9 protein-coding genes are annotated in these 12,490 nt (G+C 61.9%); 2 read left to right on the top strand and 7 right to left on the bottom strand.

Features of this window, described 5'->3' with window-relative positions; genetic code table 11:
• Positions 1 to 7 precede the first annotated feature (7 nt).
• Both ACKVY0_RS09020 and ACKVY0_RS09015 read right to left on the bottom strand, forming a co-directional pair.
• Positions 8 to 910, bottom strand: coding sequence for an ATP-dependent DNA ligase (locus ACKVY0_RS09020; RefSeq protein WP_409214478.1), 903 nt, complete (start codon positions 908 to 910; stop codon positions 8 to 10).
• A 241-nt stretch (positions 911 to 1,151) separates the two neighbouring features.
• On the bottom strand, positions 1,152 to 1,703 hold the full coding sequence (locus ACKVY0_RS09015) for a hypothetical protein (protein ID WP_409214477.1): 552 nt from the start codon (positions 1,701 to 1,703) through the stop codon (positions 1,152 to 1,154).
• Positions 1,704 to 1,888: 185 nt separating this feature from the next.
• On the opposite strand from ACKVY0_RS09015, the gene ACKVY0_RS09010 reads away from it, so the two are divergent.
• Entirely contained in the window at positions 1,889 to 2,137 is a 249-nt protein-coding gene (locus tag ACKVY0_RS09010) for a helix-turn-helix domain-containing protein (protein WP_409214476.1), read from the top strand.
• A gap of 25 nt (positions 2,138 to 2,162) precedes the next feature.
• Here the strand turns inward: ACKVY0_RS09010 and ACKVY0_RS09005 are convergent, their stop codons facing one another.
• From ACKVY0_RS09005 to ACKVY0_RS08985, 5 genes are all read right to left on the bottom strand, one after another.
• Positions 2,163 to 2,375 carry a hypothetical protein gene (locus ACKVY0_RS09005; RefSeq protein ID WP_409214475.1) on the bottom strand — a complete coding sequence of 71 codons (213 nt, stop codon included), beginning with the start codon at positions 2,373 to 2,375 and terminating at the stop codon, positions 2,163 to 2,165.
• A 15-nt stretch (positions 2,376 to 2,390) separates the two neighbouring features.
• A complete protein-coding gene (locus tag ACKVY0_RS09000) occupies positions 2,391 to 3,488 on the bottom strand; it encodes a tyrosine-type recombinase/integrase (RefSeq protein ID WP_409214474.1) in 1,098 nt (365 codons plus the stop codon).
• A 418-nt stretch (positions 3,489 to 3,906) separates the two neighbouring features.
• The gene (locus ACKVY0_RS08995) at positions 3,907 to 5,535 is read right to left on the bottom strand and encodes a CocE/NonD family hydrolase (protein ID WP_409214473.1); all 1,629 of its coding nucleotides are present in this window, start codon (positions 5,533 to 5,535) and stop codon (positions 3,907 to 3,909) included.
• A 40-nt stretch (positions 5,536 to 5,575) separates the two neighbouring features.
• On the bottom strand, positions 5,576 to 6,157 hold the full coding sequence (locus ACKVY0_RS08990; RefSeq protein WP_409214472.1) for a hypothetical protein: 582 nt from the start codon (positions 6,155 to 6,157) through the stop codon (positions 5,576 to 5,578).
• Positions 6,154 to 12,294 (bottom strand): tetratricopeptide repeat protein, encoded by a 6,141-nt coding sequence (locus tag ACKVY0_RS08985; RefSeq protein WP_409214471.1) that lies wholly within the window; start codon positions 12,292 to 12,294, stop codon positions 6,154 to 6,156. The genes ACKVY0_RS08990 and ACKVY0_RS08985 overlap by 4 nt, the downstream gene beginning before the upstream one ends.
• A gap of 31 nt (positions 12,295 to 12,325) precedes the next feature.
• On the opposite strand from ACKVY0_RS08985, the gene ACKVY0_RS08980 reads away from it, so the two are divergent.
• Positions 12,326 to 12,478, top strand: coding sequence for a hypothetical protein (locus ACKVY0_RS08980; protein WP_409214470.1), 153 nt, complete (start codon positions 12,326 to 12,328; stop codon positions 12,476 to 12,478).
• Positions 12,479 to 12,490: the final 12 nt, after the last annotated feature.

Raw genomic sequence — 12,490 nt, 5'->3', positions numbered from 1 at the left:
GATCCGCTTATGAGAGGTCCCATTGCTCGCGGAACCCGATGAACTTCGGGAAACGCGGCGCTTCCTTCGCGCCGCTGGGTTGGTGCTTGAACTTGACCATGCGGCCCAACAAAGAGGAGCGCTGCTGCCACAGCGTGATGCGGTCCACACCACCGACGACATGGTTGTAGCCCAGTCGGAACTCGATGCCCGTCTCCACCAGCTTAACCACAAAGCCGCCGAGTTCACCGCGCCCGATCATGCCGGACTGCGCCATGCTGCGCTTGGTGCGGCCAAACGCGTCCTTCTCGGCAGCGTTGTGATTGCTCATGCCCTCGTAGGTGTCGAGCACCACCGCCTCCGCGTCCTCGAAGCGTTTGATCTTGAGCAGGTAGCCCTCGCGCTCCGTGGACCGGCCACACTTGTAGGGGGAGCTGGGTGTGCGGATCATGACGCCTTCGTAGCCCTCGGCCACGCAGCGCTCCTCATAGGCCATGAGGTCATCCAGCGAATGCATCTCCTCGGGCAGCACTTTATCGACGTGCGCGTAATCAGGCAGCCGCGCCAGTTCCTGCATGCGGCAGGCATAAGGCACGTCGATGCCATCACTCACATAGTCGAAGACGGCGAAGGTGAAGTCGGGTTCACCGCTCTCGCGGCCCACATGCCCGGCGGTTTCATTGAACGTGGTGCCTTTGACGATCAACTCGCCATCCAGCCCATCGGGCAGGTTGGTTTCGATCCACTCGCGAATGAAGCGGTTGGACACCGGCTTGAAGCTGCGGGTCAGGGCGCGGCCGTTGAGCTTGAGGCAACGAATGCCATCGAGCTTGGGAGTGGCCAGCAGCGGGAAGCTGAGGGCATGGAGACGCTCGCATTTGTCGGCGAGCATGGGTTTGGTGATGGGGGATGCGGCGGTGGTGGTGTTCATGGCTTGGAGTGCCCATGTGGGCATCCTGAGGGCCTCGTCACCGTGGCTGCGTGTGTCGCACCGATTTGATCACCATTTTACAGGCTCAAAAATACCGGCTCACCTGCATGCACAAAACCAGCCTCTTGGTTGCGCATGGGAAGCGTTTAGAGAGCACGAAGGGGCCACAAGGTATGAGAGTATGCCGACCCCCGACATGCACTTGTTGCGACCATCAGCGCATGTTGTTGCGACCATCAGGTCAGCCTTCAATCAAGTGATCAAACAACCCCGGCTGCAACGGCTCCAGCGCCGCCTGCTCCGCTTTGAAGAAATCCGCCTTGGTCTTGCCGCGCTTCTTGCCCTCGCGCGTGTGGCAGTCATACGCATATTCAGGAATGGCAACGTAGTCACCGCTGCTGCGCAACTCCAGCGCCAGCGTGTCAGGGTCAAGACCTGCGCTCTGATCATAAACGTAGTTTTGCAGATGATCGGGATCGCGGCTCTTTTTCGATAAGCACAGCAGAATGATCGCCTTGCTGATGAAGATGCGGCCCTTCGCCTGTTTGGGCGGGATGCCGTCATTGATGACGAGGTAGCTGTCATGCAGCGCTTTCACCTCCTGCGTGAGGATACCCCAGCAGTCCTCCGCGCTGATGGTGAGCAGGCGCTTCCACACATACTTGCCAAAGCCGCTCTGCCACAGCTCCAGCGCCCAATATCCGGCTAATGCAGCATCACCCCGACGGATGGCCTTCTGCATGGCAGAAGATACTTCGCTGAAGTTGTAGCTGCGAATCGTGCGCAATTGCATGGGGTTGGCGGGAAAGAGGTCTGGCAGGTCCATGGAAGGTGCCCTCGTCACCGTGACTTTGGGAATCCATCCGTTTGCATCACCAAATGATGCCGTGAGGTTTGAGTAGGTCGCAGGGTTTGGAAGGTGCCGTGGGGTGCCTGCGTAATATTGACGGCACTCCGCTTTTTGCGTAGTCCTGCCGCATGCCCATGAAACTGCCCAAAGGGGTGACTCCCCGTAAATTCGCCCGTGCTCTCCAGGAGTGGCGTGAACGCAAGGGATTCAGCCAGCGTGATGCGGCTGAGTTCCTCGGCATCAGCAAACGCACACTGGAGAACTGGGAGCAGGAGCGGGCTACGCCGCGAGGCTATGCTATCCAAATGCTCTTAAAGTTGATTAGTCCGGTGCAGGCCAAGCCGAGCAGGCGATCCATTCAGCAGCGGAAATCGTGAACCTTGTTGCGCAACGAGGATGCGCTCAAGCCGTTGTCCTTGGCTGAACACCAAAACGAGCCGCCAGAGCGCTCATCACGGCTGCGGGGTCAAACAGATGCAGCCGGGGGCTCGGCGCAAGGTAGGGGATAAACCGCTGCGCCACCCAGGTGTCGATCGTGCGGCTGCTCACGCCGAGCAACAGGGAGAGCGGCTTCTTTTTCAGCAGTGTAACAGGAGATGGATGTGGTTGGTTCATGCAGAGATTCGCATGTCAACGAGGGGTCTCCGGCAGGATGCCAAACCACTTGTCAGCTTCGTCCTTCGTCACCAGTTCGCGGTAGTGCTTGAAGATAATCGTCGGTGAGTTCCCCGCCTCCAGAGCCACCTGCGCGGCGCTCTGCACCACGGCGATGCGGTAACTGATGTAGGAGTGACGCAACGCGTTGTGCGGCCACGGCAGGCCCAGGCTCTTCGCCAGTCGCCGCGCCTGCAAAAAGACCCCTGCATCCGGCACAACAGGGCCATGCATGTCGATCTTCGCCAGCCAGCCGGCGAGATTGTCGCTGATCGGCACAATGCGACGTGAAGCCGTCTTCGCCTGCCCGGCACGCAGTTCAATGATCTTACGCCCCAGATCCACCGCGCTCCAGTTCAGCCGGGCGATTTCAGCCCCGCGCAGCCCTGCAAACCCGCCAATGGCAAGCACGGGGATCAGCTCGGCAGTCGCCGCGCTCATGAGTTGCGCCATCTGCTCGGGGGTGAAAATGCCGACATCCGTGTCCGCCTGTTTGCCGCGCTTGAGCGCTTCCGCCACCGTGGCCTCATTCTTGGGCAAATAGCCGCGTCGTTTGGCAAAGGCGAACAGCTCCTTCACGCGCTTGAGCCAGTTGTTGCGGGTGACCATCGAATGACCACCACGCCGCAACCAGCCTTCGATCATGGCTCCCGTCACTTGGGTGATCTCACCAGGAAAAGATTTGGCAAACTGGCGCAGATTTCCGTCCAGCAGCTTGAGATAGTGCGCATTGATGCGGTCCTGCTGCTTGTGTTGGATAAGTTCGTCCACCACCCGAGGAACCAAAATGCCAGGCTCGTAACTGCGCGATCTAGTCACGAAATCCTCCACCGCCAGCAACAGTGGCACTGCTCCGAGCCTGCGGCGGCATTGGAGGTATTCTTCGACGACCGCCACCAACGGCAGGCCGAGCGGACTGAGCAGGTCCTGAACGGCACGCAGATTTTCCCGGTCTTGGGGGCGCAGGTCATTCTCGCTGCTCAGGCCGCGCTGGATATTCAAGGCCGCCATGCGGGCTTCTTCCTTGGCGGCATCCAGACTGCCAAATGTGCGCCGTTCGCGTCGCCCGTTCATGTAATAGGCGATGGTGAACCTGGAGCTTCCTCGTGAACTGCCCCGGTAGATTGGAATCGCCGCTGAGCCTTGCTTGACCACTGCCACTGGTCTGCCCTTGGCCCGAGAGGTTCGGGCCGGAGTTGTCATACTTTTGTCATGCATATCCTCGGTTGGGGTGTCAACCGAGACTCCCTGAACAGCATGGGAACCTGATAGAATAAGGGCTCCAAGGCGATTTGATGCCTTGTCCCCGTTGTCGCTTTCGGAAGGCCGTTGGGCTTGATGGGAGGCGTGAAATGGGACGTAGGTTGGGTGTGTGCTGCGTCGAGGGCAGGGCAACATCCCAGACTCGCTTCGCAGCACCGCCCGACGGTTTGGGCGTGGGTGGCCTTTGCGTGAGCGTCAAGCAGACGGGCGGGCTTGCGCCACACCCATCCTACTTGATGACTGGCAGCAGCACGCGTGAGGCGTGCGCTTTTTCGTGGAGAATTGTGTGCGTGCCGGGTTTGGTTTCCTTCATCCAATCGACGGTTTGCGGGCCGCCGGTTTGATTGTTGGGCTCGTAGAGCGGTGCGCCGGTGCTGGCGACGGTGACGCGGAGGCGGTGGCCTTGATTGAGAATGATGCTGGTCCAGCCGATGTGCCATTTGAGCTTCGCAGGCTCGCCGGGCTTGAGCAGCGCCTGATGATCGAAACCTTCGCGATAACGGGCACGCAGTGGGTAATCCATGAGCACGATGCTGCGGCCGTCGGGATAGACATCGGAGACGCGGAGGATGAAATCGGTGTCAGTGACGGTGGACTTGACCCACAGCTCGGCCTCGATCTCGCCGGTGATTTCGAGCGGTTTCGCCAGCGGCTCGGTGGTCCAGGTGCGCACGTCTGGTTGTTTCTCGAAGGACTGGCCATCTTTCGCGCCGAGGAAGCCGCGACCGGGCATTTCCATCGGCTTGAGCGGATCGCAGTCGTAACTGGTGCTGCTGGCGACTGCGGTGGGCGCGGCGGATTTCAATACCGCGCCGTCGTGGAGGTAGAAGCTGGTTTTTTCGACCTGCGGCGGCCAGTTGGCGGCTTCGCGCCAGACATTGCCAGGCGCGTTCGCCTCGCCAACGGCACCCATGACGTAGTAGCGGACGGCGGGCTCTGTTTCGATGCCGTTGTCGCTGCCTTTGAGCCAGTGATCGAACCAACGCGCCATGTGCTCGACCTCAGGCCACGTGGCGTTGTCGGGATAGACGAGTTCGGCGACTTTGCTGCCTTTGTTGAGGCGGCCATGCAGCCAGGGGCCAAGCAGAAGCTGCTGCGGTGCGTTGGGTTTGCGGCCGATGAAGCTCTGCACGCTGCCCTGCACCATGAAGTCATACCAACTGCCAATGGTGAAGCACGGGACGTTCATCTTCGCGAAATGCAGCGTGCAGTCCTCGGCACGCCAGTAGTCGTCATAGTCGGGATGCTGGTCCCACTCGCGCAGCAGGGCGGCGTTGTCCTCGGGGTTGCGGCAGTTCGTGCCGAAGTCGGCGAAGCGGCCCGGACGCGTGACGCCGCCGATGCGGTAGCCTTCGTGAAACAGGCTCAAGCCGGTATCGACCATGTACTGGCAGGTGAGATGCGGTGGCTGTGTGACAGCGAGGAAGTTCTGCGCAAAGCCGCCCTGCGAGCTGCCGAAGCTGCCGACCTTGCCCGTGCTCCATGACTGCGTGGCGAGCCATTCGCAGGTGTCGTAGCCGTCTTTCAGCTCGCCCCAAGCGAGAGCGCGATAACCGACGTATTGGCCCTCGCTGAGCTGCGAGCCACGAAAGTTCACCATTGCCACCGCATAACCACGGCGGGCGAGATCGGCGGAGTTTTTGCGCGTTCCGGCACTGGTGAGTCCGGCGTAGCGCTGCTCGAAGACGACGGGCCATTTGCCATCGCCTTCAGGAAGATAGAGATAGGCGGAGAGCTTCACGCCATCGCGCATCGGGATCATCACATGCTGCTCACGAACGCCTGGGACATCGAGTTTGGGCAACTCCTGGGCGGATATGATCGAGGCGATGCTGAAGAGCAGGAGCGTGGATTTCATCCACCTGATACGTGCGCGTCAGCGCACATCCATCGGGTGTTCAATTCCGGTTCAGCAGCTTCTTCACCTCGGCTTCGGTGTAGGCGCTCTTCTTGTTGCCAAGGTCATTGTAGTTTTCAATGATGCTTGGCGCTTTGCCGATGCTCTGAGAGCGTGTGAGAGCGGAGTCTGTTTTGAAAATGTCACGGGAGCCATTGAAGGCGGCGGCGCCCTCGCGGGACTGCATGCTGCCAAACCGAGATTGATTCGTCTTGAATCCGTTCAGGCCTGAAGGCGTCTTGTCTCCCAGCGCATACGTTTGGTCCATGCCCGGCGCCTTGGATTTGCCGAACCAGCTTTGACTAGTCTTGAACTGCTTCTGCCCGGCGTAAGAGTTCCCGCCGGAGAAGCTTTTGGAGTGATGTGTCTGCTTCTGAAAGTGGGTTCCGGCGCTGCCTTTGAGGCCATTGGAGCCCGTGAGGTATTTTTCGAACTGGCTGCGCCGCTTGTCGTCCGGCTTGAGCATGGCGCGCTGTTCGAGCTTCATGTCCGCCAAGTCGGTCTTTTTTTTCTTCGGGCTGGAGCACTGGCACAGGACCACGCCTGCGCTGAGGCAGATCAGGAGTCGCACGGACTGGTTCATGGCTGGGTGGTGGGTTTGGCGGTCGCGTGACGGGTGAGAAAGAGAATCTCCTGCTTCACCGCACCGGGCAGATGGAACTTTGGCAGCTCCGTCTCGATGCCAGCCAGTCTGCCCCAGCTTTGATAGAGTTCAAAGACCAGTTTCGCCGCCTCGTTCGGCACCACCCAGTTCTGGCGGATGAGAAAGGCCTCCGCGGCATCGAATTCACGCTGGCGCATGAGAAAACGTGCATACGCGGCGAACAACTCGGGCTGCAAGGCGGCGGTGCCTTCGAGACGCTGCAAGGCGGCATCAAACAGCTCGTGGGCGAGTCCCGCGTGGCCGGTGTCCTCAAACGCACGCGCCCATTCGAGGGTCTGCACCCCACCGGGGAAGGACAGGCGCAGTGTTTCGCTGAAAAGCTCCTGCACCGCCGCCGCATCATTCAAAGCATGCGCCACGCGCACGGCCAGCGGCAGCTTGCGGCCCTGCTCGCGCAAGGTGGGAATGCCCGCCACGATTTCACACGCATCCCAGGCCCACGACGCACGTCCTGCCTGCAGCATGGCCTCGGCGCTCAACTCGATGCAGGGCCGATCTTTTTCCTCGGCCTTCTGCCAGGCGGTGATGAAATCAGCCTGCGCTTCCTCGGGCAGCTTGGTGGCAAAGGCGCTCAAAGCCAGCGCCGCCAGCGGGCGGTCGGCACCCGCGCGTGCTTCGGTGCGCAACACCGCCATCCAGCCTGCGGCCAGCCTGCCGGCCGCAAGTTCCTTCAGCCATTGCTGCATGCCTTTGAGCGTGTCCAGATCCCGCGTCGTCACGCGAAACAACGTGGCAATCTGCACGCGTCCACGCTCCGGCGTCCAGTTCGCATCCGTCACCAGCACCTTGAGCTGCTCCAGCCGCAACGTGAAGCGTTCATGATCGCCCTTGAGCGTGCGCTCCGCCTGCGTGAGCAAGTTAAGCGCCTCTGCGGACCGGTCGTGCGTGCGCAAGCCGGCCGCCAGCGCCACCACACAGGGCAGCGATTTGCGTTCGACGCACAGCGTCATCAGCTCACGCACGTCATTCCAGTCGCCTGCGGTCGTGGCGATCTGGCAGCGCAGCTTCAGCACGTCCTGCGCCGCAGGGTCCAGCGGTTCCGCCAGCGGCACTTCACGCAGCAGCTTCGACGCAGCCTGGGATTGCGCGAGACGCTGCAGAATCTGCCCGCGATGCAAACTCGCCTCCACATCCAGATCGGTGCCAGCCTGATCGTTCGCGACGTAGGCGGCATGCAGGCGGTCCCACGCGGAGAGCGCCGCTTTGAAATCCTCCATGCGCTCCAGCAGCAGCCCGAGTTCACGCAGATACGAGATCTCATGCGGGCGGCGGCGCTCCAGCACCTGCGAGAACTGCTCGCGGAAGCCGCATCGGCGCAGTTCATCCACATTGAAATCGCGTGCGAGGAACATCGCATGCTTTTCCCGCAGCGTGTCATCCCCCAGCGCCGGCGGCTTGAGCGGTGGCTCGGCCAGCAGCAGTTGCAGTGCAAAACTCATGCCCGGCTCGATCTCCATCGCATTCTCGCACACGCGCAGCAGCCACTGCGCATACTCGGGATTCGACGGCGCACGCGCCGGGAGTTGGCGATAGACGCTGATCGCCTCACGCGCCATGCCGACTGTCTCCAGCCGGCTGCCGAGATTTCCCAGCGTGTCCACCGAATGCTCCGTGCGCAGATCCACCGCGGCCAGATGCTCGCGGATCAGCCGCAGCCGCGTCGGGTAATCCGCACCGCGCAGTCTGCCGAGCAGCTCATTGATGCGCCATTCACCAAACTCCGAGTCGGAACGCGGTCCCAGCATCGTCGCGCCCGAATGTGCGGCGAGGGTGGCATTCGCACCCTTCACCACGTTGCCGAGGCCCTGCTGCACCATCAGCGCTTCAATCTCCTGCGTTTCTTCCCACAGGCTGCGCAGATGCAGCGGTTCATCATAACGCGACGAACCTTGCGGGATCAAACTGCCCTTGGTCTCAGCCATGTCACGTTGCGCTAGGAACGGCCCCGACAAAAAACGCCCCAGCGTCTCTGCACCCTGGTGTTCCGCACCCGCCAGACCCGCTACCGTTGCTTTACGGATCGAGGTCATTGCCGAAGGCTGTGTGCGTTGCAGTCGCCGCCATGCCATGCGCAGCGCCTCCTCGCGCTGCTGCTCGGACTCCGCCATCCGGCTCAGCAACGTCAGGCTCAGCAGAAACGGATCATAACTCATGCGATAGTTCTCCGCCGCCACGGGTCCGCGCACCGCCGTATTGAGATACTGCCGTGCCAGATCCCAGCGCTCCGCACTTTCCGCGATGCGGGCGAGAAACTGCGAGTAGCCCATCTCATTTTCCGGCGAATTGCGCGGCAAACACCCACCCAGGGCCAGCGCCTCGTCGTAGCGCTGCTTGTCCGCCAGCTTGCGCGTAAGATCGATGACCGCAGCGATGCGCAGCACACGCGAATCTCCCAGCAGTTGCAGATCCTCCGGGTGGTAGCGAAAGCCCGGCACATCCGCCAGCATCGAAACGCAGGCCTGCAGCAGTTCCGCGCGTGCTTTCATCACCTGCGGTGCCCAGCCGTTCTCACCCGCCCACTGTGCCGCTGCCGCCATCCCACGACTGCGCAACGACAGCCACAGCAGGCAGAACTGCGCCTCCAGCGTGCTCGTGTCCGGCAAAATTTGGCGCAGCACCGTGCGAAACTCCCCTCCCGCATCCGCATAATAAAAGGCCCACAGTTTTTCCACATCGTTCGCCGTCGCATCGTCGCGCCACTGCTTGATCCATGCGTTCAAACCAGCGCCACCGCTTGCACGGTGCAGCTTTGCCAGTTCCTCAATCGCACGCAGCCGCACCAGCGCGGCATCCTCCGGCAATTCGGCAAATTCCGCTCGCGGTTGCCCCAGAAACGCACGCAGCGTGTCCAGTTCCTTGCGTTCCAGGCCCGGCGCGAGATCCAGCAGTGACACCAGATCACCCGTCGTCACCCCGCCGCCCGTGCGCCGCGTATCCGTCAGTGGTAGCGGCGCTCGCACGCCCTTCAGCGCATAAGCGCCCGCCTTAACCGGCGCGGCCAGCACCATACGCAGTTGCTTCTCCGCCTCTGCCACATCCGCAAAGCGCAGACACTTCAGCGCCAGCCGCAGCCGCGCCCGGCCATCCCACGCCCGCACGCGTGACATTTGCTCATAGACACGCCGCTCCGCTTCATCCTGCCCCGTTGTTTGATAATACTTCGCCAGTTCCTCCAGCGCCGCCGCATCCTGCGCGAACCGGCTTTCCAAGCGCCGCCGCACGCGATCCGCCTCCGTGATCTGAAACGTCTGCTCCAGCAGTTCCACCAGCCGCCGCGACTCTGCCGCGACCTCCTTCGGTGGTGCCCCTGCCGCGATCTGTTTTTGAAAATAAATCGCCGACTTCACATCCGCCACCTTCAGCGCCGCATCACGCAGTTGATCCAGCGAAAACGGCGTGTCCGGCGCGGTGTAATACGCCTGCTTCATGCTCGCAAACGCCTTCACATGATCCCCGCCGCGTTCAAACACCTGCGCCAGCGCCTCGTGATAAAACCCATCGAACGGATGCCGCTGCACGCGCTCCAGCAGCGCACGCTCCAGCAGCTTCAGCCGATCGCGCGCCACGCTCGGTGCCAGTTCACCACCGCTCGCATCTGAAAACGTCAGCCGGTCGATGCAGCGCCGCAGCACCTCGCGCCGCCGCTTCACGTCCGTCTCACGTTCCATGATCTGCGCCTGCACCTCCACATGCTCCGCGATCTTGTGCTGCCGCAGCAGGATGTCCGCATAACTTTCCAGCAGCGGCAGCGCCGCCGACCCCTCCACACGTTTCACCGCCTGCTTCCAAAGATTGAGCGCATCCTCCACACGCCGTTGCAGAAAATAAATCTGCGTCAGCGCCGACAACAACTGCCCCGACTCCGGGAACTCGCGATACACCCGCTCCAGCACCTTTGCCGCCGCCACGCCCGGCGGCGGCAACGGCGTGTTGCTCTTCCAGCCGGGGCTGCTCGTCTCTGAATCCGCACGGCGTTCCGACTCCAGCAGCAACTCCGCCAGCCGCAGCGTGTAGCGCACCTTCCCTGCCGCATCACGTTCTGACAGCAGCCGCAACTGCCGCTCCACCAACGACAAATTCTCATCCGCCTGCGCCAGATCCAGTTTCAACTGCTCCACCACCAGCGACACCGGCCGCGCTTGCTTTGTCTCTGGATCAAACTCCAGCCGGCACAGCAAGGCATAGGCTTCATCGAACCGGTTCGTCCGCACCGCCCACCAACAACCGCGAAACCCGGCGGCTTGAGCTGCTTTCGATTTGAAATCGCCCTGCTGCGCCGCAGCGATCACTTGCAGTGCAAACTCCATCACCCGCTCCGGCAGCTTCTCACGCTTCGGGCCATCACCTTCATCGCTGGCAAAACCCGTGCCCGTAAACGCATCCGGCAGCTTGAACTCACCATTGGTGGCCGGCTTCGCCGTCGCTTTCGCATCGCCCATCAGGATTGATAGCAGCCGTTCATCCACATCCACCCGTTCCTCGTCCGTCGTGCTCGCATGCCAGGCTTTCTCCACCCATTCCGCCGCCTCTTCACTCTCCCCTTGTTCGGCGAGCAGCTCCGCCAACCGCAACCATCCATCACGGCCCGCACTTGGTTTCGACACCGCCTCACGCGCTAAAATGATCGCACTGTCGGTGTTGTTGCTCGCCGCGAGGAATGCCGCTGCATCACTCAGCCGCTTCTGCTGCTCCTCCGCCGTCGCCGCACCGCCTGTAAATTCACGCAGCAGCTTGTCCTCCGCCACCACATCGCGCCGCAGCCGGAAAAAACCCGCCAGATCAAACACCGCCTCCGCCTTCTGCGGATCGCGCTCCATCCGTGCGCGCAGAATCTTCTCGATCACCGCATCCAGCGCCCGCGTTTGCGCAAAGACGAGCACCTGCTTTTCCACCTCGGCGGTATGTTGCTGCTCCAGCAGCTTCATCAGCCGCTTCGTCGCACTGTCCGCATCGCCCCCACGCAGATCGGCCTCACAGCGCAGCAGCACGATGGCCGGAAGGTCGCTGCCATCACTCTTGAGTCGTTCATCCAGCAGTTTCGCTGCCTCCACCGCGCCTTCATGATCCAGCAGCGCCCGCACCAGCTCCCAGCGATAATCCTCCACCTGCGGCACCGCCCGCACCAGCTCACGCAGCCACCGCACCTGCTCATCCTGCTCCACCGTGATTGCAAAGAAACGCATCGCATTCAGCAGCGCTGGTTCTGAGGGCGGCGTGACCTCCGCCGCTGCCACCAGCACCTTTTGCAGCTCATCCAGCGCCCCAAATCGTTCATGCAGCCGCACCCGGCGACGGAAGAAGTCGAGATAACGACCATCCCGAAAATGCAGCAGCGCCAAACCGTCCTTCAGCGCCTGGTCCGCCTTCGCAAACTGGTCCGCGAGTTCATAAATACGCGCCAGGTCATAGAGCGCGTCCAGCTTGCGCTGCGGATCCTTCTGATCAGCCAGTTTGGCAAAGAAACTCGCCGCACGCTCCGCAAACCCGGCCTGGAGAAGCAACTGCGCCACCTGCCGTGCCAAAGCAAAATCCCCCGGCTGCAAACTCGCTGCCTGCTCCCACGCCGCCGCCGCTGCCACCGCCTTCCCGCTGCCAAACGAAAGATTCCCGATCTCAAGCCAGGTGCCAGCCGTGCTTTCGACCTCCGCCAGACGTTGCAACAACGCGATGGCCGCATCCGGTTGCTTCATCTCCACCGCCAGGTCCGCCCGGCTGCGCAAGGCGAACCCGTTCTTCGCCTCCGCCTTCAGCACCTCGTCATATTTCGCGACCGCCGCTGCCAGATCACCGCTGCGCCGCAGCAGATGCCCATGCACCAGCAACACCGACGAGTGCTTCGAACTCGCCGCCTGCTGCGAGACATTCTCCACCAGCAGCTTCGTCGCCTCATGCTTCTCATACAACGCCCACAGCAGATCCAGCACCCGCCCATACTCCGGCTGCTGCACCAGCAGTGAAAGATACTCGTTCGCCAGCCGCGTCTCACGCTCCGACCACGCCTTGGCCGTCGTCTGCGCCGGGCAGTTCAGCACCAATGCCAGCGCCAGCGTCCCCATCAGACGCCTGAATCGAAACCAATGACCTGTAGTGCCCGGCATAAACTTCCATCCTGATCCTAAACGTCTTTGCCAGCAACGCCAAGGGGCAAGGTTTGTCGTGCGCTGGAAAGACCTTCAGGTCTGGGAAGCACTGCCACATGCGGAGTGGGCGAAGAACAAGACGAAGCTGGCGAAGAAGTGACGGTCGCAGAGA

Origin of the sequence: Prosthecobacter sp., assembly GCF_046154365.1 — a bacterium.
Taxonomy (GTDB): Bacteria; Verrucomicrobiota; Verrucomicrobiia; order Verrucomicrobiales; family Verrucomicrobiaceae; genus Prosthecobacter.
This window is presented reverse-complemented; position numbering and strand designations above follow the sequence as displayed.